Raw genomic sequence first — 24,613 nt, forward strand, 5'->3', positions numbered from 1 at the left:
GCACGTCGCAGGCGCCGACAAGAGTCTCCGCCGATCAAAGACGTAGCTTCGTAGGCTCCAAGAGCCATTGACGCTGATTGAGACTGACGGTACAGGCCAGCCGGTCCGCAAGTAGGCCACTACACTCGCCCCCTGAACAACGCTCTCTGACACTCGTGAAGATCAGCATCATCACTGTCTCTTTCAACAGCTCGGCAACGATTGTCGACACGTTGCAGTCGGTGTCAGGTCAGACGCACGACACCATCGAGCACATCGTGATCGATGGTGCCTCACAAGACAGCACTGTCCAACTGGTTCAAGCGCATGGCAAGCGAGTTGCCACCCTGGTGTGTGAACGTGACCGCGGGATATACGATGCGATGAACAAGGGACTCGCACTGGCTACCGGGGACGTTGTCGGGTTCCTAAACTCTGATGACATGTTCGCAAACGCGAATAGCGTTGCGCACCTAGCGCGGGCTTTCGAGAGTGGGCCAGTCGAAGCCGTCTATGGTGATCTTGTCTTTGTCCACCCGAAAGACACGCAGCGCGTGATGCGCTTCTGGCAGCCGGGACCATACCAGACCGGTGCTTGCGCGCGAGGCTGGATGCCGCCCCATCCGACGCTCTATGTCCGCATGGAAACGCTGCGTCAGAGCGGCGGATTCAACCTCGCTTACCGCCTGCAGGCAGACTTCGACCTGATCCTTCGCCTCTTTGAATTACAGAAGATTCGTGCGCACTACCTGCCCGAAGTGCTGATCCGTATGCGGATGGGGGGCGCTACCACCGGAAGTCTGCGCAACATCATCCGCGGCAACCTCGAAGCCTCACGCGCCTGCAAGAGTCATGGCTTCCCCGGGGGTGCCCGCTTCATCACCCGAAAGATGGTGAGCCGCCTGAGCCAGTTCATGGCACGCCCCTCAGCAATGACGTATCTAAACCAGCATGAATGATCGTCGCAGGCTTGTTCTTTTAGAGCTTAACGAGGTCAACTTCGACGTCGCCGCCGAGTACGTGGATCGCTTAGGCCTACGCAACTTCGCGCGTCTCTTGAAGAGCGGGATGCGCCGCACCACCTCTGAGGCCAACTACGAACAGCTCGAACCCTGGATTCAATGGGTCTCAGCGCACTCTGGCATGACCGCAGCCGAGCACGGTGTGTTCCGCCTTGGGGACATAGTGGGGCACCCGCAGATCCCACAAGTGTTCGAGCAACTCGAAGCCAAGGGCTTGCGTGTGGGCGCAGTTTCGCCAATGAATGCCGAGAACCGCTTGGCCCGGCCGGCTTACTTCATTCCAGACCCCTGGACCCAAACCGAAAGCGACCCGTCGTGGTGGAGCCGCCGGCTCGCCCAGGCCGTGTCTCAGTCTGTTAACGACAACGCCTCGAGCAAGATCACCCCGCGCAACGCACTTGTGCTTCTGGCCGGTGTGATGCGGTTTGCTCGACCCCGGAACTACCGCGTATACCTGCAGCTGTTGCTGCGTTACCGCGGTGCGCCATGGCGCAAGGCACTCTTTCTCGACCTCTTTCTTAACGACCTGCATAGCCGGCTGCTCACGACGCACAAGCCCAACTTCTCCACCCTCTTCCTCAACGCCGGGGCACACATCCAACACCACTACTTCCTCAACAGCCAGACGGTAGAGGCCAGCCGGCGACGCAACCCTGAGTGGTACGTCTCTTCTGCGGAAGACCCAATGGCCGAGATGCTGCAGGTCTATGACAAGATCCTTGGCGATTATTTAGATGATCCGACACTCAGCCTGATCGTTGCCACGGGCCTCACACAACAGCCATACCCTCACGTAACTTTTTACTACCGCCTGAAGGACCACGCAGCGTTTCTACGTGAGGTCGGCATCGAGGCAGCGTCGGTCACACCACGTATGACACGTGATTTCCTCGTCGAATTCAACAATGCAGAACACGCCCAGGCCGCGGCGCTCGTGCTTGCAAGACTCACCGCTTCAGCGGACGGCGTGCATCTCTTCGAGATCGATAACCGCGGACGCAGTCTTTTTGTAACCCTTACCTACCCGAACGAGGTGGGTAAGGACTTAGTCGTGAATGGTGGGCCGATGCCGATTCGCCTTCACGACAAGGTGGTGTTCGTGGCGGTGAAGAATGGCATGCATGCCGCACATGGCTACATCTGCTGCCAAGGCGAGGTCGCCCGTTTTGCTCCGGCGGACGCTTCTCATGTAAAAAGCATCCACACCACCATCACCCAGTTCTTCGCTTAACAGATGTGCGGCAGTCTGAGTGTTGACCGATTCACTGATTGATCGATCGTTAGCTTCACGCTTCGTTAGACCCTGAAATACCAGTGAACTTCTTCATAGGCTGCTTCGTAGTGGCGCTCGTCATCACACTCTTCATTGTGCGTACTTCAATGAAGCATGGTCGGCTATCGGCCGACCATGACCTCGGCGGCCCACAAAAGTTTCACGGACGCCCGGTGCCGCGGATTGGCGGCCTAAGCATCGCGCTGGCAATGACCGTTGGCGCCGCAATGCTGGCGCTCTCGTCGCACACGGCCGCAGTGTCGATGTGGGTGCTGCTGGCTTGCGGGGCGCCCGCATTCCTTACCGGCCTCGTCGAGGACCTAACGAAGACGGTCCGCCCGCGTGATCGCTTGTTCGCGACGGCGGTGTCTGCGGTCCTGGCTATCTGGCTCTTGGATGGGCTGATTGAACGCACCGATGTGCCGGGGTTGGAGTACCTCGTGCAGTGGTACCCGTTCGCTGTGGCATTCACCGTCCTGGTGGTCGCCGCCGTGGCCAATGCCGTCAACCTCATTGATGGCTTCAACGGCTTGGCCTCGATGTGCGTCACGCTGATGGTGCTCGCATTGGCGTACGTGGCCTTCCAGGTCGGCGACACATTTGTCTTCACCGCCGCGTTGATCACGGCAGGCGCCATCCTCGGCTTCTTCGTGTGGAACTTCCCTGCCGGCTTGATCTTCCTCGGCGATGGGGGGGCGTATCTGCTCGGCTTTTTGCTCGCTGAGCTTGGCATCTTGCTCGTGCATCGCAATGCCGAGGTGTCGGCGCTCTTTCCGGTGCTGCTGTGCGCTTATCCGATCTTCGAAACGATCTTCACGGTCTATCGGCGCAAGTTCGTTCGTGGGGTGGCCACTGCGGCGCCCGACGGCATTCACTTGCACTCGCTCATCTACCGACGGTTGATTCGATGGACGCTGCAGAGCAACGTCGAGCGTCGCCGCTTGCGCAGGCGAAATTCGATGACCTCCCCTTACCTGTGGTTCCTGTGCCTCACTTCGGTGATCCCCAGCCTGCTGTGGTGGAACAACACGGTGATGCTGGCGATCTTCATCCTGGCGTTCGTCGTGGTCTACGTCTGGATCTATTCGCGCATCGTGCGCTTCAGAACACCGCGCTGGATGGTGTTCAGAAAGACGCAGTAGGTCGGCGCTCAGCGGCGTACTCGGCGACGAAGCTGCGCAGCGATTCGCGGCAGTCCTCGGGCCTGGCACCCACTTCGACGGTCGGCAGCCAGGCCAACAACCTCACCAACCATTGATCGCTGCTGTCTGCGGACTGAAGCTTGGCAATGCGCAGCCGCGCATGCGCCGATGGCAGCGTGTCGTCGGCGGAAGCCAGCAGTTCTTCGTACAGCTTCTCACCCGCCCGCAAGCCGCTGAACACGACACCGATCTCGCCTTCTTTGTGGCCTGACAAGCGCACCAGGTCGCGGGCTAGGTCGACGATGCGGACCGGCTCGCCCATGTCGAGCACATACACCTCGCCTGTCTTGGCCAGCGCCGCCGCTTGCAGCACCAAGCCTGCGGCTTCGGGGATGGTCATGAAGTACCGCGTGATGTCCGGATGCGTGATGGTGATGGGGCCACCCTTGGCGATCTGCTCTTTGAACTTCGGAATCACGCTGCCGCTCGACCCCAGCACATTGCCAAAGCGCACCGCAGAGAACACCGTGGCGTGACCTTGTGCGGCAAGATGCGAAAGCACCATCTCGGCCGCGCGCTTGCTGGCCCCCATCACGTTGGTCGGATTCACGGCCTTGTCGGTCGAGATCAGCACGAAACGTTCGGCGCCTGATCTGGCGGCGGCCATGGCGGCGTGGTACGTGCCCAGCGTGTTGTTCTGCAAGGCCATCCACGCGTTTTCTTCTTCCATCAGCGGCACGTGCTTGTACGCCGCCGCATGGAAAACGACCTGCGGTTTGTACGTGGCGCACACGTGGTGGATGTGGGCTTCGTCTTTCACGTCGCCTATCAGGCGCACGAGCGGCAGGTGGGGAAAACGCTCGCTCAGTTCCTGCTCGATGGTGTACAGGTTGAACTCGCTCAGTTCGAACAGCACCAGTTGTTTGGGGCCGTACAGCGCCACCTGGCGGCACAGCTCGCTGCCGATGCTGCCGCCGCCGCCGGTGATGAGCACCACCTTGCCGTTGAGGCATTCGCTGATGCCGGCTTCGTCGAGCTTCACGGGCTCGCGGCCCAGCAGGTCCTCGGGGCGAATGTCGCGCACGCGTTCGCGCACGCCCTGCTCCAGCTCTTGCGCGGTTGGTACGGTGAGCAACGGCAGGCTGGCTTCCGCGGCGAGGTCGATCACGCGGCGGCGTTGCTCCGGCTTGAGACTAGGGATGGCGAGCACGAGGTGCGTGACGCTTTGGCGTTTGGCGATCACGGCCACTTTGTCGATGGGGCCGAGTACGGGCACACCGGCCACGCGGGCGCCACGCTTGGCGGGATCGTCGTCGAGCAGGCCGGCGATCACCCAGCCCGATTCGTGCTGCACGCCGGCGATAAGCCATCGCGCAGCTTGGCCGGCGCCCAGCACCAGCGTGCGGCGCACATCACCCGCAGCGCCCACGATGCGCCCGCGCATGTGTTCGTAGAGCATGCGGTAGCCGATGCGCACGAGGGTCAAGCCCATCAGCACGACCACGGGGTGCAGCGCGAGCACGGCGCGGGGGGTCTTCACGAGTTGCGCCATCTGCACCCAAACGGCACAGATGAGTCCGGCGAGCAGGCACGCCCAAGCCAGGCGCTTGATCTCGCCGAAGCCTGCAAAGCGCCACATCGCCTTGGGTACTTTGAGGGCGACGAAGCAGCCGAGGTAGACGGCGATCACGCCCAGCAGCACCCAGCCGTCGTACCAAGCCCGCGCGCTCCACCACCGTTCGAAGCCGAGGCGGAACAGGTAAGTGAACTGCCATGCGAGCGCGATGACGCCGGCGTCGATCAGCAGAGACAGCGGCTCGCGCCGGGGACGAATGCGGCTGAGAAATCGTTCAAGCGTGGGCCAGAACATGGTGGGTTCTCGGTGAGCAAAGGCCTGCAGCGCGGGTCGGATGGATCAACCGCGCGCCAGCACCTTCAGGGTTCGCAGGATGAGACGGAAGTCAGCGCGCAGGCCGGCTTCATCGACGTAGCGCATCGCGAGCTTCAGCTTCTGCGGCATCACGACTTCGACGTAGGTGCGTTCGGGGTCGGTCGATGCAGCCAGCAACTCGGCCTCGCGCCGGTACTCGATCGACGCCGGGTCAGTGATGCCCGGGCGCACGCTCAGCACCTTGCGGCGCACGTCATCGGGGTATTGCGCCACGTAGCGCGGCACTTCGGGGCGCGGGCCGACGAGGCTCATGCGGCCCGTCAGCACGTCGATCAGTTGCGGCAACTCGTCGAGCTTGTGGCGGCGCAAGAAGCGGCCGCTGCGCGTGATGCGGGGGTCGTCGCCCACGGTGAGCTGCAGACCACCTGCCACCGCCCGCATGGTGCGGAACTTGTGAATGTGGAAGTGGCGCCCGTTGCGGCCCACGCGTTCTTGTCGAAAGAACACCGGGCCCGGTGAATCGAATTTGATCCACACGGCGATGCTGAGCAGCAGCGGCGCCAACATCACCAGCCCGAAGGCCGAGAACACAAGGTCGAACAGCCGTTTGCCCATGTGCGCAGATCAAGTCAGCGCGGTGCGCACCGCATCGGTCACGCGGTGCACCTCGGCATCGCCCATGCGCGTGTAGATGGGCAGGCTGAGCATGCGCTCGTAGGCCTTCTGCGAATGCGGGAAGGCTTCGGGCTTGAGCCCGTAGCGGTCGCGCCAATACGGCTGCAGGTGCAGCGGGATGTAGTGCACGCTACATCCGATGCCGGCTGCAAACAACTGCTCGATGACGTCGTCGCGCGAGCGCGGGCAGCCGTCGTTCAGGCGCAGCACGTACAGGTGCCAGGGGTGCACATCGCCCTGTGGCGCATGGGCCGGGGTGACAACGGGCAGATGTTGGAAGGCCGCGTCGAAGCTGCGCGCGACGTGCAGGCGCTGCTCGACGAACCCATGCGCCCGCTTCAATTGATGCAGGCCCATCGCCGCCGCCACGTCCGTCAGGTTGTACTTGAACCCCGGCGCCACGACCTCGTAGTACCAGCTCGGCACCTTGGCGGTGAACCGGTCGAACGCGTCGCGGTTGATCCCGTGCAGGCGCATGACCTTGATGCGGTCGGCCACCGCCGGGTCGCGCACGACGACCATGCCACCTTCGCCGGTGGTGATGGTCTTGTTGGCGTAGAAGCTGAAGACCGTCGCGTCGCTGTCGAGCGTGCCGATGAGCTTGCCGCCATACGTCGTGGGCAGGGCATGCGCCGCGTCTTCGACGACTTTCAGGCCGTGCTGTTTGGCGATGGCGAGGATGCGGCCCATGTCGCAGGCCAGGCCGCCGAAGTGCACAGGGATGATGGCCTTGGTCTTGGGGCCGATGGCGGCTTCGATGCCATCGGGGTCGATGCACATCGTGTGCGGGTCGATGTCCACCAGTTTCACGTCGGCGCCGAGGTAGCGCACGACTTCGGCGGTCGCCGTGAAGGTGTGCGTGGTCGTGATGACTTCGTCGCCGGGGCCGATGCCCAGGGCTTCGAGCGCGAGGTGCAAGCCAGCGGTGGCGGAATTGACGGCCAACGAATGCAGGCTCGGGTCGCCGAGGAATTCGGTGAAGGCCTCTTCGAAGCGCTTGGTTTTCGGGCCGGTGGTGATCCAGCCGCTGCGCAGCGTGTCCACGACTTCGGCGATTTCTTCTTCGCCGATGTCGGGCAGTGCAAAGGGCAAAAACGGTTGAGCGGGGGAGGACATGGTCAGGGTTTGGCGATCCAGCACAGCAGGTGCGTGCGCAGCATTGGCATCGCGTTGAAGAAAGTGTAGAGCGACGGGTGCAGGCGGACCACGGCGCGGGCGATGGGCGGTGCGAGGGTCAGTTTGCGCGCCAGCGTGATGCGCCCGGCGGGGAAGAGTTCGCGCACGCGGGCGAGCGGCACGCCGCGCACGTCGGGGTTTCGGGGGTTGTTGACGGTGAAGTCGTACCAGAGCACGCCGCCGCCGGGTTTGACGGCGCGCCACATCGCGTCGGCCATGGCCTGCTGAAAGCGGTCGTCGAGCAGCGATGAGAACACGGTGGCCTGGTACACGATGTCGGCCGGCGCTTCGTCGGCGAGCAGGGCCACGGCGTCGCCCTGGCGCAGGCGTGCGGCGCGGGGCATCAGGGCTTGCGCCGTCTCGTGGCGCTCGGGCAGCAGTTCGAGGCCGCACAGGTGCTCGGGGGCGAAGCCCATGCGCAGCAGTTCGAGCAGGTTGCCGGCCCCGCCGCTGCCGATTTCGATCAGCGTCTTGTCGGCCAGGCCCTGCCAGCCGAGCGTGTGGCCGAACAGGCGCAGCAGCGCGCACTGGCGTTCTTGCATCGGGGCCAGCGCGGCGGGGTTGAGCAGCGAGTAGCGCCAGTCGTCGGCGCTGCGGCGCGCATAGCGCTGGCGCACGGCCTCGGGCTCGTCGCGGGGCGGGTCGATGGGGGGGCGCTCGGTGCTCATCGGGTCAGCAGCGCAAAGCTGGGTCGGCTCTCGCCGCGCACGAAGGCGTCCCACGCGCCGAGCAGCGAGCCGCAGCCGTAGCTGAGGTGGTAAGTGGCGATGGCCAGCGGCACGCGCAGGGCAGCGGCGCTGCCGAAGCCGGGACGGCCGCGCGCCTCTTTGACGACGGCACCGGTCATCGCGCCGACCGCGGCCGTGTAGGCCAGCAGCAGGGTCGCCAGCGGCCACACCGCGAGGCCGATCAGGGCCGCCAGCGCAGTCACACCCAAGGCCAGCACGAAGGCGCCGGGCACGGCCTGCCGTGCCGAGGCCGCTTGGCCGTGCTTCTTCATCACGAAGGGCTTCCAGTAGCCGTATTGCAGGTACTGGCGAGCGACCTGGCCGAGCCGGGCGCGGGGGCGGTACACGCTGCGGATGCGCGCGGACTGCCAGACCTTGCCGCCGCCTTTCGTGAGGCGCAGGTTGTGTTCGTCGTCCTGGTTGCGCACGAGCTGCTCGTCGAAGCCGCCGAAGCGCTCGAAGGTCGGGCGCGGCCAGCAACCGAGGTAGACGGTGTCCACCCAGCCGCTGTGGTCGAGTGCGCGCGAGGCCGCACCGCCCGCGACCCAGCGCGATTGGAAGGCCGCCGCCACGGCCACCTGCGTGGGGCCGGCGTCAGCATCGGGCACGGCGTGCCAGGGGCCACCGACGTTGTCGGCGCCGGTTTCTTGCAGAGCCGCGAGGCATTGCGCGATGTAGTCGGGGGCGTACTCGGTGTGCACGTCCATGCGCACGATGACCTCGCCGCTGGACCGTGCCAGCGCGCGGTTGAGGCCGGTCGAGACGATGCGCCCGGGGTTGTCGAGCCACACGAGGCGGGGTTCGTGCTCGGCCAGGCGCATCAGCGTTTCGCGCGTGCCGTCGTCGCTGATGCCGTCGGCGATCAGCAGCTCCATGTCCCAACCCGCAGGCAGCGCTTGGCGCAGCACGCTCGCGCAGAAGGCCGCGATGTGCTGGCGCTCGTTGCGGCAGGGCACGATGACCGAGACGCGCTTCATGCGGTCGCCCCCTCGGGTGCGTAGGCGCTCTTCACGGCCACCTCGCGGATCAGCGTCGCCCAGGCCTGCAGGTGGCGCTGCGGGCTGAAGACGGCTTCGCTGCGCGCGATGGCAGCCTGCGCCATCCGCCCACGCAGGTCGGCGGATTGCAGCAGCTCGGTCAAGGCGCGTGCGAGCGCGGGCACGTCGCCCAGCGGCACCAGGCGGCCGGTCTCAGGCGTGAGGATCTCGCTCGGGCCGGTGGGGCAGTCGAAGGCCACCGCCGGCACACCCAGCGCCTGCGCTTCGAGCAACGCCAGCGGCATGCCTTCGTAGCGCGAGGGCAGCACGAAGACGGCGGCCTCTTGGTAGAGGCGCTCGATGTCGCGGATCGGGTCCAGCCAGGCCACGTCGAGGCCCAGCGCACGGGCTTGCGCTTCATGCGTGGCGCGCAACGGGCCATCGCCGACCACACGCAGGCGGGCCTCGGGCATCGCACGGGCGACTTCGGCCCACGCGCTCAGCAGCAGGTCGAAGCCCTTTTGCGCGACGTGGCGCCCGACCGCCAGCACGATCGGCTGCGACGGCAACACCGGGGCTGCGGCACGCAAGAAAGCGGCGTTGTAGATGACCTGGGTGCGGGCGTTCAGCGCACGAAAGCGCGGCGCATCGGCCTCGGTCAGGCTGACCAGCGCGGCGACCTGCGGGTACAGGCGCTGCCGCAGGCCTTGCCACAGGGCCGAGCGCGCAGTGAAGTGGTTGTGGTCGCAGCAGACCGTGCGGCCGGCGAAACGACGGCTCAGCAGCAGCACCGAGCAGGCCGTGGTGAGGCCGTTGAGCACCACCACGTCGGGCCGCTCTTGGCGGATCAGCCGGTTCAGCGCGCGGCCAATGCGCCACTGCGTTTGCAGCATCTGCCAGGCACGCGCGATGCGGCCGCCGGGTGCGCGGGGCTGCTCCACGGACGAGGACATGCCCGCGACCACCCGCACCGCCGGGACCACGGCATAGCGCAGTTGCTCGCGCCGCGTCGCCACGCTGCCCACCGCCACGTCCACGCCCTCGGCGGCGAGGTGGTTGGCCAGCGTGCAGACGAAGCGCTCGACCCCGCCCGACAGGTCGAGGCGGTCGCACAGCAGCAGCACGCGCAGGGGGCGGTTCATCGGCTCAGGCGCGGCGCGTGGTGAGGGCGTGCACGTCCACACGCTGGTAGTCGGGCGCGGGCAGGCCGAGGCCGCTGTGGCGCACGGCGCGGATGCGTTCGCGCAGGGCGCGCAGCGCGTCGAGCGCGCCCACGTCGGCGAGGCGGCGCACCAGCGCCTGGCGCGTGCTGGCGCGGGTCGTGGCACTGCCGGCGGCCGGGCCGGTCACCCACTCGGCCTGCGCGTAGTCGGACTGCTGCGGCGCCGGCAACACGCCCGGCTCGCGCAGCTTGCGCGCCAGCACCAGCATGTAGACCTCGTGGCTGTTGCGCAGGTTGACGCGGCGCTTCACGTCCATCGGGTTGGCCACGCGCCACCAGTGGCGGTTCTCGCCCATCACGGCGAACCACAGGCCGCGCAGCTCGAAGCCGTGTTGCGCCTGGTACAGGTTGAAGAACAGCTCGGGCGAGAACTGGTAGAAGCCGTGCCCCGACAGGTTGTTGGCCGGCAGTGCGTGCAGCACGTGGCCGCCGACGCGGCACAGGTCCACGCAGTTGCGCCACGCGACGGGAAAGTTGAAGACGTGTTCGAGGCAGCCGAAGTCGAGCACCGCGTCGTAGTGGCCGCGCTGCGGCGCGCCGGCCGGCCACGGCAGGTTCATGTCGTGGATGTGCGTGGCGTGCTCGTAGGACGAAGCGTCCACCGACTCGGCGTCTTCACAGCCCAGCCACTGCTGCATCAGCGGCTCGAAGTAGCGCGCCGCACCGGCCGCACGCGCGGGCTCGCGCAAGGGGGCGAGTTGCCGGCGGCGCCGAAACGCGTCGAGTTCGTAGGCTTCGATGAACAGCGCCTGGCGGCCGATGGCCAGCGTGCGGTCGAAGCGCACGCCGAGGTCTTGCGCGTGCGCGAGGAAGTTCAGGTTGTGGATGTCGATGCCCAAGCGCAGCCTTCTTTCGTCAGGGGACCGGTGCGATGCGCGGCGTGCGCGTGAGCAGCATGCCCGCCACCGCCACGGCGATCACCAGCAGCTCGACGCCGACCGCCACCCAGGCCAGGCCCGCCGCGCCGGCCGCACCGCCGAAGGTGGCGGCGCCCAGCACGCCGGCGATGCCACCGGCCACCACGCAGGCGCGGTAGGCCACGTCGTAGTGGCGGCTGCCGAGCATCCAGTAGCCGATGAACTTCCAGCCCAGCAGCAGCGGCAGCAAGAGCGCGAGCACGGCCATCGTGCCGCGCAGGGCCGGCAGGTCGAACTGCGACACGTCGCGCAGCACCCAGGGTTCGAGCCACGGCCACGCGACGGCACCGGCCGCCGCCAGCAGCAGCCCCACAGCCGCGCCACCCACGGCCCAGGCCGCGGCGTAACGCAAGGCTGCCCGCGCCCCGGCCGCGAAGCGCGACACGATGCGCGGGTAGACCACGGCGAACACCGGCTCGGCGGCGTTGAGCACGGCGCGCACGAGGCGGTCGGCCATGAAATAGGTGCCCAGCTCGGGCTTGCTCATCTGCACCGAGGCCGCGGCCGGCAGCGCGAACGAATAGGCCGCGCCGGCCAGCGAGACGGGCATCATCGTCCAGCCCAGGCGCAGGCCCGGGCCGAGCTGGGCGGGCGACCACAAGGGGCCATCGCGCACCGCGTGCAGGTCGCGCCGCAGCCACAGCCAGCCCAACGCGGCGAGCACGCCCGAGGCCAGCAGCTGCAGCAGCACATAGGCCACCAGCCCGTGCGCGAAGGCCCAGCAGGCGGCGATCAGCAGGCCGTAGACCAGCAGCTCCACCCGCGCCCAGGCGGCGAGCTGCTGCGTGGCCTGCAGGTACCAGGTGGCCGGCCAGCCGAGCGCGCAGGCCAGCGCCGCGATGGCGGCGGCATCGGCCAGCCGGTGGCCCGTGCCCTCGCCGGCCCAGGCCGCCGCCACGCCCGACAAGACCACCGCCGGCACGCACAGCACGCAGCGCGCGCTGAACACCTGGCGGGCGATGCGCCAGCGCGCTGCGGCGTCGGCGCTCACGGCCAGGCGCGTGGCCGCGGCCAGGAAGCCGCCTTCGACCAGCATCGACAAGAGGCTCGCCCACACGAGCACGAAGCTCAGGCGGCCGAACTCGTCGGCCCCCAGGCGCGAGGCCATCAGCGGCAGCACCAGCAACGGCAGCAGCAGGCGCACCGCACCGGCGGCATACACCGCCGGCAAGGTGTGCAGCAGCCGCGGGCCGGGGCTCGTCATGCGTCGGTGTGCTTGACGACGAGCCGCGCGGTGTAGTCCACCCGGTGCATGAACACGGGCTCGGCGCTGGCGGCGAAGTACTCGTCCACCGCACGGCGCGCGCCTTGCCAGTGGCCGTAGTCGTCGATGATCAAGAGGCCATGCCGCACGAGCCGCGGGTACAGGTGCTTCAGCTCGTGCTGGGTCGATTCGTACCAGTCCGTGTCCAGCCGCAGCAGGGCGATGGGGCCGGCGGGCAAGGTGGCCGGGATGGTGTCTTCGACCTTGCCCTTGACGTAGTGGATGCGCTCGGCCGGGTAACCCGTCGAGGCGAGGTTGGCGCGCACGTCGTCGAGGCTTGCGACGGCCCACAGCGGGTGTTCGCGGTCGGTGCGGTCGAGCTGGGCCTGGGCCGATTCGCCGCTCAACGCGCGGTCGTGCTCGGTGGGCTCGCTCATGCCCTCGAAGGTGTCGTACAGGTACAGGTGGCGCGAGGTGTCACCACGGGCGATGAGCGCCAGCGCCACGGCCATCATGCTGCCGCCGCGCCACACGCCGCACTCGACGATGTCGCCCGCGAGGCGGTGCTTGACGAGGTGATCGACGGCGCCCAGCAGGCTGGCGCGGCGCTCCAGGCTCGTCATGGTGAAGGGCTCGACGCGGGCGACGATGGCGCGGTCGGCGTCCGACAGATCGGCCAGGGCCTGCGATTGGCGATCGGCGGTGCGGGCCAGTTCCCAACCCGCGCCGGCCAGCGCGGCTTTGACGATTTTTTTCATGCGCGGTGCAAAGAGCTTCGAGGTGTGCAGCCCCCGAAAGGCTGCGGATTGTCTCACCCACGCGGGGCCGCGTACGCCTCGGGCGCATCGGCGAGCAACTGCTGCCAGCCCAGGCTTTGCTGCGCGCGCCGGAAGGCGGCGATGAGCTCGTCGCGTTGGGCGTCGAGGTGGTTCAAGCAATCGATCAACGCCTCGGCGCTGCGCGACTTCAGCAGCAAGCCCTGCAGGCCGAAGCGGCGCATGAAGGCGCCAAGGTCGCCCACGTCGGTGCAGATGAAGATGCGGCCGTGGTTCAGCAGCGTGTAGAGCGCGCCCGACTGCGAGGCGTGCTGGTAGGGAAGCACGAAGACCGCGTCCTCGCGCAACAGGGCCAGCAGCTCGGGGGTGTCGAGGTAGCGGTCGTGCACGGCCACGCCACGCTCACGCAGGGTCTGCTGCAAGGGCAGCAGCTCGGGCGACCAGATGCCGTGCACGGCCAGCGACAGCCCGCGCTCACGCAGTGCGGGCGAGGCGGCCAGGTCGGCGAACAGCTCCACGCCCTTGTAGGGCTGCACGCGGCTCCAGAACACGAGCGCGCGCTCGGGGCCTTTCGCGGCGTAGGGCGTGGCAGCCAGCTCGGGCGAGGCCGGCACCAGCCCGTGCGGCAGCAGCACCGACTTGGCCCGGAAGCCCTCGCCATAGCGGGCCATGAAGTCTTCGCGCGTGGCTTCGCTCAGAAACACGAGCCGCATCGCCAGCCGGGCCAGCCGGCGCGTGGGCGCGTGCTGCGTGCCGGTGAAGCGGTGCGGCACGGCGTTGTGCACCGTGTAGACCAGCCGCCGGCGCAGCAGCGCGCAGACCGCCCATTCGGCCCAGCGAAAGCTGCCGAACTGCAGGTTGACCAGGTCGAAACGGCGCCGCAGCACCGCCTCGGCCCACAGGCGGGCCAGCAGTGCCACGAAGGCCAGCGCCGCGCGCCAGCGCGTGGCAACCGAGCTGGAGATGCCCCGCGCCACCACCCGCACGCCAGGCAGCGCACGCATGGCATCGAGCAGCTCGCCGTTGTAGCGCGTGGTCGAGCCGTAGAAGGTGACCGCGTCGCCGCGTGCGGCCAGCGCCTGCACGAGCTGGAAGTCGTAGGGCAGCACGAAGGAGCCCGGGTCGAGGATGGCGATGCGGGTGCCCACGTGGCGATTCAATGCAAGCCCGTCAATGCGCGAACCAGAACCGGCGCTTCAGCTGGTAGCTCGGCTCGGTCTGGCGCTCGCCGATCTCGCGCGCCGGGTTGCCACCGACGATGCGCATCGCCGGCACGTCTTTCGTGACCACCGCGCCCGCCATCACCACCGCGCCACGGCCCAGGTGCACGCCGGGCATCAGCATCGCGCCGGCGAAGACCACCGCGTGGTCGTCGATGCGCACGGGGCTCGCCTTGGTGGCGAAGCCCGGGTCGTTGACGTCGTGGCCCATCGTGTAGATGCGGCTGTCATGGGCGATCGACACGTTCTGGCCGATCGTGATGCCGCCCCGGTTGTCGAGGTAGACGCCCCGGTTGACCACCGTGCCCTCGCCCACCGCGAGCCGGCCCACATGGAAGAAGCGCACCCCGCCCTGCAGCGTGGCGCTGCGGTGGATGCGAAAGCCGCACAGCCGGTAGAGCAGCGGCCGCAGCACGAAGGGCAGCCAGCCGTGCACGGTGTTGATCAACGCCAGCGCGATGAAATAAAGCTGATCGATCACGCGGGTCGGGCCTCGGACGGTGCAACGAAGGCCCGGATTCTAGGAGCCCCCACCTACAATTCGCGGTTCGCCTCGCTCCTTGTTCACCCCCGTTCAACACCCCTGCCCTCTGCCCGCCATGGACCAAGACACCAACCAGCTCATCGCCGAACGCCGCGAAAAACTCGCCGCCATCCGCAAGCAGGGCGTGGCCTTTCCGAACGACTTCAAGCCCAAGCACCACACACGCGACATCGCGCAGAAGTACGGCCAACTGCCGAACGAAGAGCTGGAGCCGATGAACGTCACCGTCAGCATCGCCGGCCGGCTGATGCTCAAGCGCGTGATGGGCAAGGCGAGCTTCGGCACGCTGCAAGACGCGACCGACCGCATCCAGCTCTTCGCCGCGAAGGACGTGCTGGGCGAAGAGGTCTACGCCGCCTTCAAGCACTGGGACCTGGGCGACATCCTCGGGGCCGAGGGCACGCTGTTCAAGACCAAGACCGGCGAACTCTCGGTGCGCGTCACGACGCTGCGCCTTTTGACCAAGAGCCTGCGCCCGCTGCCGGACAAGTTCCACGGCATGACCGACCAGGAACAGAAGTACCGCCAGCGCTACGTGGACCTCATCACCGACGAAGACGCCCGCGTGCGCTTCGCGGCGCGCAGCAAGGCCATCAGCTCGATCCGCCAGTTCATGACCGAGCACCACTTCATGGAAGTGGAAACGCCGATGCTGCACCCCATCCCGGGTGGCGCGAACGCCAAGCCCTTCGTCACGCACCACAACGCGCTCGACCAGCAGATGTTTCTGCGCATCGCGCCCGAGCTGTATCTCAAGCGCCTGATCGTCGGCGGCTTCGAGCGCGTGTTCGAGATCAACCGCAGCTTCCGCAACGAAGGCATCTCGGTTCGGCACAACCCCGAATTCACGATGATGGAGTTCTACGCGGCCTACTGGAACCACCACGACCTGATGGACTTCACCGAGCAGGTGCTGCGCCACGCGGCGCGCCAGGCCACGGGCTCGGCGGTGCTGACCTACAACGAGAAGACGGTCGATCTCGACAAGCCCTTCAAGCGCCTCACGGTGCGCGACTCGCTGGTGGCCTACGCCGGTCTGACCGAAGCCCAGGCGAGCGACCCCGAGGTGCTGCGCGCCGAGATCGTCAAGCGCGGCGAAAAGGCCCCCGCCCACTGGAAGCTGCCCGAGCTGCAGTTCGGCCTGTTCGAGGCTGCCGTCGAAGAGCAGCTGTGGGACCCGACCTTCATCATCGACTACCCGGTCGAGGTGTCGCCGCTGGCCCGCGCGTCTGACACCGACCCGTCGATCACCGAACGCTTCGAGCTGTTCATCACCGGCCGCGAGTACGCCAACGGCTTCTCGGAGCTGAACGACGCCGAAGACCAGGCCGCGCGCTTTCTGGCGCAGGCCGCCAACAAGGAAGCCGGCGACGAAGAGGCGATGTACTACGACGCCGACTTCATCCGCGCTCTCGAATACGGAATGCCCCCGACCGGCGGCTGCGGCATCGGCTTGGACCGGCTGATGATGCTGATCACCGACAGCCCGAGCATCCGCGACGTGATCCTTTTTCCGTCGCTGCGCAAGGAGGCGTGAAAACCCCAAGTCACAAATTCGTGCATTCCGCCGCAATTTGGACATGGTTGTCAGCGAGCGCAACAGCGATTGCTCGTTTTTCCCATGGCGCACTAAGCTCGGTCGGCCGTCTCATAGCGGTGTTCACTTTGCAGGGAATGCCATGCCAACGCTGTACCGAAAGACCGAAAAAGGCGCGGCCGAAATCGCCACACGGGTCAACCGGCTCGTGCCACGGCTGCGCGCTGCGCTCATCCTGGTGGATGGGCGCCGAAGCGACGACGAGCTGTGCAAGCTGATCCCCGGCCAGGGCGAAGAAGCCCTGCTGACGCTGCTCGAAGCCGGGTACATCGAGCTCACCGCCGCCCCACCGTCGCGCTACACCGCCCTGCCCACGCTGGCCGACGCGGCTTGATCGGCTCGCGCCCCGCCTGCTGCGCGGCGCTCATTCGGCCGCGAGCTGCGGCTTGCGCGCGATCATCAGGTCGATGAAGGTCTCCGCGTCCTGGTGGATGCGGATGCGAGCGGGCAGGTAACGCAGGCCCGGCGCAAACCACATCTGCGGCACCAGATCGCCCCCAGGCCTTGCCTGGCGGCGCGTCTTCACCGGCACGGCCTGCACCGCGCCGAAGGGCGTGTGCAGGGTCTCTTCTTCGCCCACCTCGTAGGTCCACAGGTCCACCCCGCGCGGCAGCGCCAGCGGCACCTCGACCTGCTGGCCCGGCCGCAGCCGCTCGGGCTGCAGGCCGAACCACCACACCATCTGCACGAACTGGCTGGCCGTGTCTTGCACGCCCGGCCACGCGGGGCGCCACTGGCCGTTGGCGATCTTCACCCGGCCGGGCTCGAAGGGCATGCTCAGCGCACGCGCCTCGCTGAAGGCCTGCTTGGTGAACTGGTCGTAGCGCGCCGGCACCAGGCCGCGCGCGCCGATGGTGCCCTCGCTGCTCATGCGGCGCACCATCAGCGGCGCGAAGCTCAGGCCGACGGTGACGTCCACATGCACCTGGTAGCGGTCGCCGATGCGGATCCACTCGACCTGGCCGCTGCCGTGGATCTCGCCCTGGTAGTGGCCGGTGAGCACGTAGCTGAGCTTGGTGGACACGGGCCAGTCGAAGGGCACCGGGCCGGCGGCGGATGCGCTGGCGTTGGCAGCAGCCGCGCTGGCAGTGGCGACGGGTGGCGCGGGCTCTGGTGCCGCCGGGGCTTCGGGCGCTGAGGCCGTGGGCTGCGGCTCGACCGCCGCCACCTCGGGCGCGTCGGCCGCAGGTTCGGCGGGCACCGAAGCGGCCGTCGCCGGCGCAGACCTCGGCTCGGCGCGCCGAACGCTCGTGGCTGCACCAGGTGGCGCTGCGGGCCTCCCGCGCGCTGGCGGCGCTTCGAGCGACAGCTCGCGCACATAGGTCACCGCCATGCGGGGCGGCGCCTGGGCCTGCTGGCGCAGGTCGAACGCGTGCCGGCCCACCGCCTCGCCGACACCCCCATGCAGCGCGGCCACCGCCCCCGCCAGCAGACCCAGGGCGATGGCGCGCCGCCGGTCGATCACCCCGCCTTCAGCCATGCGCGCCGCAGGGACTGCGCATCGCTCGGCGCCGCCGCGTCCGCCCCGAGCGCCACGGCGCCCGCATCAGTCGCCGCGCCGATGCGCACCGGCAGCGAGGCGATGCGCCCGTCGCGCGCCACCAGCAGGGTCGCGCGGCCGCTGGCCGGCAGCAGGCGCACCGCGTCGTCGAGCCGGCGCACGCGCCAGTCGTTCACGGCCAGCACCTCGTCGCCGGCCGACAGGCCCGCCGCCTCGGCCGCACCGCCGCGCAGCACGGCGGTGAGCTTGATGCCGGTGAGCGCGCTTTCGGCCGCCCGCACGCCCAGGCGCTGCGCCATCGTGGGCGCCTGCGCGAGCCACTTCACGCCCACGCGGCCGAGCAGCTCGCGCACCGGCAGCTCGCCCGTGCCATGCACCCAGGCGGTCAGCTCTTTCTTGTACGAACGGCCGCCCACCTCGCGCAGCACGGCGGCGATGTCGGCCTCGCCGATCGGCCCGCCCTTGCTGCGGGCCCACAGGCCGCGCATCACGTCGTCGAGCGTGCCCTGCCCTTCGGCGCGCAGCGTCAGGTCGAGGCACAGCGCCACCAGCGAGCCCTTGGTGTAGTAGCTGATCGTGCTGTTGGGCGTGTTCTCGTCGGTGCGGTAGTACTTGACCCAGGCGTCGAAGCTCGCCTGCGCGACGCTTTGCACCCGGCGGCCCGGCATCGCGAGCACGTTGGTCACGGTCTTGCCGACGAGCTTGAGGTAACGCGCCTCGTCGATGCGCCCGGCGCGCAGCAGCAGCAGGTCGTCGTAGTAAGACGTGAAGCCCTCGAAGAACCACAGCAGCTCGGTGTAGTTCTCCTGCGTGTAGTCGTAGGTGGCGAACTCGGCCGGACGCAGGCGCTTGACGTTCCAGGTGTGGAAGTACTCGTGGCTGATCAGGCCCATCAGCGTCACGTAGCCGTCGGTGAGGTCGGCCTTGCCCTGCTGCGGCAGGTCGCGTCGGCCGCAGATGAGGGCGGTGCTGGCGCGGTGTTCGAGCCCGCCGTAACCGTCGTCCACCGCGTTGAGCAGGAAGACGTAGCGGTCGAAGTGCGGTTTCTTCTTGCCCACCCAGAAGCGAATGTTGGCTTCGCAGATGCGCGTGGCATCGGCCAGCAGGCGTTCGCCGTCGAAATCGGGCAGTGCACCGGCGACGACGAACTCGTGCGGCACGCCGCAGGCCGTGAAGCTGCCGCGCCAGACGCGGCCCAGCTCGACCGGGTGATCGACCAGTTCGTCGTAGCCGCCCGCCTGGTAGCGCCCGAGGCCGGCCTTGTTGACCTGCACCGCCGGCAGCGCGGTGGCCACCTGCCAGCCCTTGGGCACGGTCTTCAACTCGACGCTGTGCGGCTCGGCTTCGCGGCCATGCACGCGCAGGAAGACGCCGGTGCCGTTGAAGAAGCCCCGGTTCGCGTCGAGAAAGGCCGCGCGCACCGAGGTGTCGAAGGCATAGACGAGGTAGCTGACCACGAGCGCGGTGTCGCCGGTGCAGGTGGCCTCCCAGCTGGCCTTGTCGAGCTGGCGCAGCGGCACCGCGCGCGTGCCCTGCTTCGCCTGCAGCTGCGACAGGTGGCGCGCGAACTCGCGCACCAGGTAGCTGCCGGGGATCCACGCCGGCAGGCTCAGGCGCTGCTGCGCCTCGGGCCGTGCCACGGTGAGGGTGACGCGAAACAGGTGCGCGTGCGCGTCGGCGATGTCGATTCGGTAGGCAATCATGCGGTGCGGGTGAAGTCGTTCAGCGGGGTGTGTGGGCGGGTGCTGGGTTCAGCTGCCGGCTGCGCCGAGAAAGCAGCACAGGCTGGCCACGACGCTCAGGCGAAAGCGCAGCGTGAGCCAGGCGCCGGCACCTTGCGCGGGGTAGATGCGGCGGTCCACGAGATACGCCACGGCCAGCATCAGGCCGTGCAGCACCAGGCCCGCGTGGGGCGGCATCACGACGGCGATCCACGCAAAGAGCGGCGGGGCCACGCCCCAGGCGAAAAGACTCGGCGAGGGCACGCGCTGGCGAAAGCCCAGGCCCCAGTGGATGCCACCCAGCAGCGAGATGGTGACGGCCGCGTAGGCCGACAGCGCGGCCGACACATAGCCCACCACGTCGGGCCGCACGATCCACACGAGCGCAGCCCCCAGCACGAAGGGCAGCAGGCCCGCATACCCGAGCCGGTGGGCGACGGGATTCGGAGCGAGGACAGGAAGGGACTCGGCGCTCAAGCAGATGCTCCAGGAGGCGGTGACACGAAGCCGCGATTGTCGCCCTCACCCGAAGGCGACGGGGGTGCAGGGGGCCGGGTCAAACGGCGGTGCGCCATGAAAAAAGCCGGGCGCAGGGCCCGGCTCTCATCCACAGGGCGCGCCACCGCGCCATGCGTCACTTCTTGTCGGGCTTGGCGCTTGCGCTGGCGACCAGCTGCTTTTCGATCTGCTCGCTGCCCAGCGCACCCGGCACGCGCGTACCGTCCACGAACACCAGCGCCGGCGTGCCTTGCACGCGGTACTTCTGGCCCATGGCCACGTTGCGCTCCAGCGGGTTGGCACATTCGCCCATGGCCTTGGGCGGCGCCTTGTTGGCGAGCATCCAGTCGAGCCAGGCCTTGGTCTGGTCTTTCGCGCACCAAATGTTCTTGGCCTTGACGGTCGAGTCGGCCCCGAGGATGGGGTACAGGAAGGTGTAGACCGTGACGTTCTTGAGCTTCTGGATGTCGGTTTCGAGCTTCTTGCAATAGCCGCAGTTCGGGTCCGAGAACACGACCAGCTTGCGCTCGCCGGTGCCGAGCTTCAGCACGATGGCGTCTTTCAGCGGCAGGCTGGCGAAGTCGATGGCCGTCAGCTTGTTGATGCGGGCTTCGGTCAGGCTGGCGCGGGTCTTGGTGTCGATCAGGTTGCCCTGGAAGACGTAGTGGCCCTTGTCGTCGCTGTAGACGATTTCGGTGCCCAGGCGCACCTCGAACAGGCCCGGGATCGGCGTCGGGTTGATCTCGTCGATGGCGGGCAGGTTGGGCAGGCGTTCGGCCAGGTTCTTGCGGATCGCCGCGTCGTCGGCCGAGGCCGATTGCAGCATCAGCAGGCCCGCCGCGAGGGCGAGCAGGGGTCGGGTGATGGGGGTGGGCATGGTGGGCCTCAGGGTGGGGAAAGGGGGGCTCTCAAGCACCCAGGGCGCGCGACGTGAGCCAGCGCTTCAGAGGCGAGAGGTGATTGACAAGACCCATGCCCCGGTTGCGGAGTTCCCGCAGCGCGGCGTGGTCGTGGGCAAAGAGTTGCAACAAGCCGTCGGTGAGCTGCGCCATCGCGCGCACGGCACCGAGCCGTTCGCGTTCGTAGCGGCGCAGCAGGCGTTCGTCACCGGCCGACCGCCAGCTTTCGCGCGCGGCGATCACGCGCGACAGGGCCTGCACGTCGGCCAGGCCGAGGTTCAGGCCCTGGCCGGCGAGCGGGTGCACCACGTGAGCGGCGTCGCCCAGCAGCACCCAGCCCGGGCCCGACCAGCGTTCGGCGCGCGCCAGCATCAGCGGCCAGCTCGCACGCTCGCTGCCGAGCGTCAGCGTGCCGGCCTGCTGTTGCGTGGCTTCGTTCAGCGCGGCCTCGAAGGCCGGCCCGTCGAGCGCGAGCAGTTCTTGCGCACGGTCTTCAGGCAGCGACCACACCAGGCCGTACGAACGGCCGGGCTCAGGGCTGTCGAAGGGCAGCAGCGCCAGCACGTCGGGGTGGCGAAACCACTGGCGCGCGGTGTGGCGGTGCGGCTCGCTCGCCACCAGGCGCGCGGCGATGGCGCGGTGGCCGTAGGGCTGGCGCTCGAAGGCCACGCCCAGCGCGTCGCGCCCGGCCGATTCTTTGCCTTCGCACAGCGCCTGCAGATCGGCTTCGACCGGCTCGGCGACCTCGGTCACGTGCGGCGCGAAGCGCACCGCGGCGGCCAGGGCTTCGTCGAGCACACCTGCATCGACGATCCAGGCCAGCTCGCTCACCTGCTGCTGCCAGGACGAAAACTCGAGCACGCCCTGCGCGTCGCCTTCGATGTGCATGTCGTGCACGGCGGTGGCGGCATGGGGCGGCATCGCGTCCCAGACCTTCAGCTCGCGCAGCAGCTTCACCGAGCCGGCGTTGAGGGCATAGGCACGCAGGTCGGGCCCGTGGGCCTGCGCGGCGTCGCGCACCAAGGCCACCTGCAGGCCCTGCCGCGCCAGCGACAAAGCCAGGCTTCGGCCCACGGCCCCCGCGCCACGCACGCACACATCGAATCGCTTCATCCGGCGGATTGTAGGTATCGCCCCCGGTGCCGACCGGCATGCAGAATCCAAGGTTTTCCCCAAGGCACCGGGCTTGGACAACGGAGTCGCCATCGCATGAAAACACCCTGGGTTCGTTACGCGCTGTGGACCGCAGGCGGCCTGTTCGCGCTGCTCGCGGCCGCCCTCGTGTGGCTGGTCGCCACCTTCGACGCCAACGCCTACAAGGGTGTGGCCATCGACTGGATGAAAGCGAAACGCGACCGCACGCTGGTCATCGATGGCCCCATCAAGCTCTCGGTCTTTCCGCGCCTCGAAGTCGAGCTCAGCGACGTGAGCCTCAGCGAGAAGGGCCGCCCCGAGACCTTTCTGTCGCTCAAGCAGGCCGCACTGGCGGTGGACGTGTGGCCGCTCTTGCGCCGCCAACTGGTGGTCGACCGCATCAGCGCGCGCGGCGTGACCGTCGTTTATTCACGCGACAAAGACGGCAAGGGCAACATCGACGACCTCGCCGCCGCCGACCCCAACGAACCCGCCGACACCACCGCCAGCAAGCCGCTGCGCTTCGACGTGAGCGCGATCCGCCTCGACGACGTGTCGCTGCGTGTGCAAGACGACTTCGGCAAGTTCGCGGGCGACGTCACCCTGCGCTCGCTCAGCACCGGGCGCCTGGCCGATGGGGTCGAGTCGCCGGTGAAGCTCGATGCACAGCTCGCGCTGAAGTCGCCCGCCGTGCAGGGCACGTTGACGGGCGCGACGCAGCTCACGCTCAACCTCGCCGACAAGTCGGTGCGCCTGCGCGACATGAACCTCCGCTGGCAGGGCGACGCGCTCGGCGTGCAGGCCATCGACGCCACGCTGAAGGGCACGCTCGCCAGCGGCGGCGGCCTCTTGCAAATGGATGAACTCGACCTCGGCTTCGGTGCCACGCTCGGCGGCCTGAAGTTCGCCGACTCGCGTGTGGCGGTGAAGGTGTTTTTGTTCGACCCGGCCAAGAAGAACCTCGCGCTGACGCAGCTGCAGGTGAAGCTCGCCGGCACGCAGGACACGCACCCGCTGTCGCTCGCGCTCGACTGGCCCGAGCTGACCGTCAACCCGGCGTCGTTGAACGGCAGCGCGCTCACCGGGCGCGTCACGCTGGGCGGGCCGACCTCGCTCGACGCGAGCTTCAAGTCGGGGGCGCCGCAGGGCAGCTTCGACCTCGTGACGGTGCCGCAGTTCGAGACCACGCTGAAAGGCCGCCAGGGCTCGCGCCAGATCGCTGGCAGCCTGCGCGCCGACCTGCGCCTGCGTCCGGCCGACAAGAGCCTGGCGCTCGAAGGCCTGGGCGGTCAGGTCAAGCTGCAAGAGCCCTCGCTGCAGCCGATGGACATCGCCCTGCAAGGCAGCGCGCGCGCCTCGGCCGAAGCTGCGCAGTGGGCGCTGAAGGGGCAGATCAACGCCAACCCGTTCAACATCGACGGCACGGCCGCGCTCGCCAAGAAGCCGATGCACCTGAAGCTCGACGCCCGCTTCGCCGCGCTCGACCTCAACCGGCTCTTGCTGCCGCCCGAGGCCACCGCGCCGGCGCCCGCGGGCGGCGACAAGCCCGCCGCGCCCGAGGCGCCGATCGACCTGTCGGCCCTGCGCGCCTTCGACGGCCAGTTCGCGCTGCGCGTGGGCCGCTTCGCCTACCGCGACTACCGCATCGACGAGCTGCAGTTCGACGCCACGCTCGACGAAGGGCTGATGCGCATCGGCAAGCTCGCCGGCAAGGCCTGGGGCGGCACGCTCGACGCCACCGGCTCGGTGAACGCGCGCGACAACCGCGTGGCGCTGAAGGCGGTGGCCGCGGGGGTGAACGTCAACGCGCTGCTCAACACCGTCGCCCAGCAAGACATGCTCGAAGGCACCGGCCGCGTCAGCGCCGACCTGCGCACGCACGGCGCCACGGTCGGCGCGATGAAGTCGCAACTCGACGGCACGGCCGCGCTGCAGCTGCGCGACGGCTCGGTCAAGGGCGTGAACCTCGCGCGCAGCCTGCGCCAGGCACGCGCTGCGCTCACGCTGCGCAAGGACGCGGTCGAACAGGCGCGCGAGACCGAGAAGACCGACTTCTCGGAGCTGACCGCCAGCTTCGTGGTCGAGAACGGCGTGGCCCGCAACCAGGACCTCGACATGAAGAGCCCCTTCCTGCGCCTGGGCGGCAGCGGCAGCGCCGACATCGGGCGTGGCCAGCTCGACTACACCGCGCGCGCCACGGTGGCCGCCACCGCCAAGGGGCAGGACGGCGCGGAGCTGGCGGCGCTGAAGGGCCTGACGGTGCCGGTGCGCCTGACCGGCCACTTCGACGCACTGAGCTGGAAGATCCAATGGTCGGCCCTCGCCGGCGCAGCGGTCGATGCCAAGGTCGATGCGGCCAAAGACAAGCTCAAAGACCGGCTCGGCGATAAGTTGCGCGACAAGCTGGGCGTGCCGGCGACCCCGGCCAGCGGCGCCAGCGCGCCGGCTGCGTCACCGCGCGAGCAGGTCAAGGAACAACTCAAGGACCGTTTGAAGGGACTGCTGAAATGACCGGGC

The 24,613-nt window shown here is 68.2% G+C and carries 22 protein-coding genes; 6 read left to right on the forward strand and 16 right to left on the reverse strand.

Annotation, left to right across the window (positions count from 1 at the left end; translation table 11 throughout):
- Window positions 1–155 precede the first annotated feature (155 nt).
- From AC1KAT_RS11610 to AC1KAT_RS11620, 3 genes are all read left to right on the forward strand, one after another.
- Window positions 156–938, forward strand: a complete 783-nt coding sequence (locus AC1KAT_RS11610) for a glycosyltransferase family 2 protein (RefSeq protein WP_480325968.1) — start codon at window positions 156–158, stop codon at window positions 936–938.
- Window positions 931–2,232: a hypothetical protein gene (locus AC1KAT_RS11615; protein WP_480325970.1), complete on the forward strand. Its 1,302-nt coding sequence runs from the start codon at window positions 931–933 to the stop codon at window positions 2,230–2,232. The genes AC1KAT_RS11610 and AC1KAT_RS11615 overlap by 8 nt, the downstream gene beginning before the upstream one ends.
- A gap of 149 nt (window positions 2,233–2,381) precedes the next feature.
- Window positions 2,382–3,416, forward strand: coding sequence for an MraY family glycosyltransferase (locus AC1KAT_RS11620; protein ID WP_480326555.1), 1,035 nt, complete (start codon window positions 2,382–2,384; stop codon window positions 3,414–3,416).
- On the opposite strand, the gene AC1KAT_RS11625 is transcribed toward AC1KAT_RS11620, so the two are convergent.
- The 11 genes from AC1KAT_RS11625 to AC1KAT_RS11675 are packed head-to-tail and all read right to left on the reverse strand — an operon-like array spanning window position 3,400 to window position 14,683.
- Window positions 3,400–5,286 (reverse strand): polysaccharide biosynthesis protein, encoded by a 1,887-nt coding sequence (locus tag AC1KAT_RS11625; RefSeq protein WP_480325972.1) that lies wholly within the window; start codon window positions 5,284–5,286, stop codon window positions 3,400–3,402. The genes AC1KAT_RS11620 and AC1KAT_RS11625 overlap by 17 nt on opposite strands.
- A gap of 45 nt (window positions 5,287–5,331) precedes the next feature.
- The gene (locus tag AC1KAT_RS11630) at window positions 5,332–5,922 is read right to left on the reverse strand and encodes a sugar transferase (protein WP_480325974.1); all 591 of its coding nucleotides are present in this window, start codon (window positions 5,920–5,922) and stop codon (window positions 5,332–5,334) included.
- Between the two features lie 9 nt (window positions 5,923–5,931).
- Complete coding sequence (locus tag AC1KAT_RS11635) at window positions 5,932–7,098, reverse strand: DegT/DnrJ/EryC1/StrS family aminotransferase (RefSeq protein ID WP_480325976.1); 1,167 nt, start codon at window positions 7,096–7,098, stop codon at window positions 5,932–5,934.
- A gap of 2 nt (window positions 7,099–7,100) precedes the next feature.
- Window positions 7,101–7,826, reverse strand: coding sequence for a class I SAM-dependent methyltransferase (locus AC1KAT_RS11640; RefSeq protein ID WP_480325978.1), 726 nt, complete (start codon window positions 7,824–7,826; stop codon window positions 7,101–7,103).
- A complete protein-coding gene (locus tag AC1KAT_RS11645) occupies window positions 7,823–8,863 on the reverse strand; it encodes a glycosyltransferase family 2 protein (protein ID WP_480325980.1) in 1,041 nt (346 codons plus the stop codon). Before AC1KAT_RS11645 ends, AC1KAT_RS11640 begins: the two co-directional genes overlap by 4 nt.
- Complete coding sequence (locus AC1KAT_RS11650) at window positions 8,860–10,005, reverse strand: glycosyltransferase (RefSeq protein ID WP_480325982.1); 1,146 nt, start codon at window positions 10,003–10,005, stop codon at window positions 8,860–8,862. Before AC1KAT_RS11650 ends, AC1KAT_RS11645 begins: the two co-directional genes overlap by 4 nt.
- A 4-nt stretch (window positions 10,006–10,009) precedes the next feature.
- On the reverse strand, window positions 10,010–10,924 hold the full coding sequence (locus AC1KAT_RS11655; RefSeq protein WP_480325984.1) for a hypothetical protein: 915 nt from the start codon (window positions 10,922–10,924) through the stop codon (window positions 10,010–10,012).
- A 16-nt stretch (window positions 10,925–10,940) separates the two neighbouring features.
- Window positions 10,941–12,206, reverse strand: a complete 1,266-nt coding sequence (locus AC1KAT_RS11660; protein WP_480325986.1) for an oligosaccharide flippase family protein — start codon at window positions 12,204–12,206, stop codon at window positions 10,941–10,943.
- Complete coding sequence (locus tag AC1KAT_RS11665) at window positions 12,203–12,964, reverse strand: TylF/MycF/NovP-related O-methyltransferase (protein ID WP_480325988.1); 762 nt, start codon at window positions 12,962–12,964, stop codon at window positions 12,203–12,205. Before AC1KAT_RS11665 ends, AC1KAT_RS11660 begins: the two co-directional genes overlap by 4 nt.
- A 53-nt stretch (window positions 12,965–13,017) precedes the next feature.
- A complete protein-coding gene (locus AC1KAT_RS11670) occupies window positions 13,018–14,130 on the reverse strand; it encodes a glycosyltransferase family 4 protein (RefSeq protein ID WP_480325990.1) in 1,113 nt (370 codons plus the stop codon).
- A 22-nt stretch (window positions 14,131–14,152) separates the two neighbouring features.
- Window positions 14,153–14,683, reverse strand: coding sequence for an acyltransferase (locus tag AC1KAT_RS11675; protein WP_480325992.1), 531 nt, complete (start codon window positions 14,681–14,683; stop codon window positions 14,153–14,155).
- 118 nt (window positions 14,684–14,801) lie between these two features.
- Between AC1KAT_RS11675 and lysS the strand changes: the two genes are divergently transcribed.
- Window positions 14,802–16,283, forward strand: a complete 1,482-nt coding sequence (gene lysS, locus AC1KAT_RS11680) for a lysine--tRNA ligase (RefSeq protein ID WP_480325995.1) — start codon at window positions 14,802–14,804, stop codon at window positions 16,281–16,283.
- Between the two features lie 142 nt (window positions 16,284–16,425).
- Window positions 16,426–16,677, forward strand: coding sequence for a hypothetical protein (locus AC1KAT_RS11685; protein WP_480325997.1), 252 nt, complete (start codon window positions 16,426–16,428; stop codon window positions 16,675–16,677).
- 30 nt (window positions 16,678–16,707) lie between these two features.
- Here AC1KAT_RS11685 and AC1KAT_RS11690 read toward each other — a convergent pair whose 3' ends face one another.
- From AC1KAT_RS11690 to AC1KAT_RS11710, 5 genes are all read right to left on the reverse strand, one after another.
- Entirely contained in the window at window positions 16,708–17,823 is a 1,116-nt protein-coding gene (locus AC1KAT_RS11690) for a DUF3108 domain-containing protein (protein ID WP_480325999.1), read from the reverse strand.
- Window positions 17,805–19,547, reverse strand: coding sequence for a M61 family metallopeptidase (locus tag AC1KAT_RS11695; protein ID WP_480326001.1), 1,743 nt, complete (start codon window positions 19,545–19,547; stop codon window positions 17,805–17,807). Before AC1KAT_RS11695 ends, AC1KAT_RS11690 begins: the two co-directional genes overlap by 19 nt.
- Before the next feature lie 48 nt (window positions 19,548–19,595).
- Window positions 19,596–20,042 (reverse strand): DUF3429 domain-containing protein, encoded by a 447-nt coding sequence (locus tag AC1KAT_RS11700; RefSeq protein ID WP_480326003.1) that lies wholly within the window; start codon window positions 20,040–20,042, stop codon window positions 19,596–19,598.
- A gap of 157 nt (window positions 20,043–20,199) precedes the next feature.
- Window positions 20,200–20,940: a DsbC family protein gene (locus AC1KAT_RS11705; protein WP_480326005.1), complete on the reverse strand. Its 741-nt coding sequence runs from the start codon at window positions 20,938–20,940 to the stop codon at window positions 20,200–20,202.
- A gap of 31 nt (window positions 20,941–20,971) precedes the next feature.
- A complete protein-coding gene (locus AC1KAT_RS11710) occupies window positions 20,972–22,075 on the reverse strand; it encodes an FAD-dependent monooxygenase (protein WP_480326007.1) in 1,104 nt (367 codons plus the stop codon).
- Window positions 22,076–22,171: 96 nt separating this feature from the next.
- On the opposite strand from AC1KAT_RS11710, the gene AC1KAT_RS11715 reads away from it, so the two are divergent.
- Complete coding sequence (locus AC1KAT_RS11715) at window positions 22,172–24,607, forward strand: AsmA family protein (protein WP_480326009.1); 2,436 nt, start codon at window positions 22,172–22,174, stop codon at window positions 24,605–24,607.
- Window positions 24,608–24,613 lie beyond the last annotated feature (6 nt).

The organism is Piscinibacter sp. PDB5-1 (assembly GCF_056676035.1).

What these genes read in the sequence shown, in the direction of transcription:
- AC1KAT_RS11615 (WP_480325970.1), top strand. Translation starts at nt 931, where the DNA reads ATGAATGATCGTCGCAGGCTTGTTCTTTTAGAGCTTAACGAGGTCAAC.
- AC1KAT_RS11620 (WP_480326555.1), top strand. Translation starts at nt 2,382, where the DNA reads ATGAAGCATGGTCGGCTATCGGCCGACCATGACCTCGGCGGCCCACAA.
- AC1KAT_RS11625 (WP_480325972.1), bottom strand. Translation starts at nt 5,286, where the DNA reads ATGTTCTGGCCCACGCTTGAACGATTTCTCAGCCGCATTCGTCCCCGG.
- AC1KAT_RS11630 (WP_480325974.1), bottom strand. Translation starts at nt 5,922, where the DNA reads ATGGGCAAACGGCTGTTCGACCTTGTGTTCTCGGCCTTCGGGCTGGTG.
- AC1KAT_RS11635 (WP_480325976.1), bottom strand. Translation starts at nt 7,098, where the DNA reads ATGTCCTCCCCCGCTCAACCGTTTTTGCCCTTTGCACTGCCCGACATC.
- AC1KAT_RS11640 (WP_480325978.1), bottom strand. Translation starts at nt 7,826, where the DNA reads ATGAGCACCGAGCGCCCCCCCATCGACCCGCCCCGCGACGAGCCCGAG.
- AC1KAT_RS11645 (WP_480325980.1), bottom strand. Translation starts at nt 8,863, where the DNA reads ATGAAGCGCGTCTCGGTCATCGTGCCCTGCCGCAACGAGCGCCAGCAC.
- AC1KAT_RS11650 (WP_480325982.1), bottom strand. Translation starts at nt 10,005, where the DNA reads ATGAACCGCCCCCTGCGCGTGCTGCTGCTGTGCGACCGCCTCGACCTG.
- AC1KAT_RS11660 (WP_480325986.1), bottom strand. Translation starts at nt 12,206, where the DNA reads ATGACGAGCCCCGGCCCGCGGCTGCTGCACACCTTGCCGGCGGTGTAT.
- AC1KAT_RS11665 (WP_480325988.1), bottom strand. Translation starts at nt 12,964, where the DNA reads ATGAAAAAAATCGTCAAAGCCGCGCTGGCCGGCGCGGGTTGGGAACTG.
- lysS (WP_480325995.1), top strand. Translation starts at nt 14,802, where the DNA reads ATGGACCAAGACACCAACCAGCTCATCGCCGAACGCCGCGAAAAACTC.
- AC1KAT_RS11685 (WP_480325997.1), top strand. Translation starts at nt 16,426, where the DNA reads ATGCCAACGCTGTACCGAAAGACCGAAAAAGGCGCGGCCGAAATCGCC.
- AC1KAT_RS11690 (WP_480325999.1), bottom strand. Translation starts at nt 17,823, where the DNA reads ATGGCTGAAGGCGGGGTGATCGACCGGCGGCGCGCCATCGCCCTGGGT.
- AC1KAT_RS11695 (WP_480326001.1), bottom strand. Translation starts at nt 19,547, where the DNA reads ATGATTGCCTACCGAATCGACATCGCCGACGCGCACGCGCACCTGTTT.
- AC1KAT_RS11705 (WP_480326005.1), bottom strand. Translation starts at nt 20,940, where the DNA reads ATGCCCACCCCCATCACCCGACCCCTGCTCGCCCTCGCGGCGGGCCTG.
- AC1KAT_RS11710 (WP_480326007.1), bottom strand. Translation starts at nt 22,075, where the DNA reads ATGAAGCGATTCGATGTGTGCGTGCGTGGCGCGGGGGCCGTGGGCCGA.
- AC1KAT_RS11715 (WP_480326009.1), top strand. Translation starts at nt 22,172, where the DNA reads ATGAAAACACCCTGGGTTCGTTACGCGCTGTGGACCGCAGGCGGCCTG.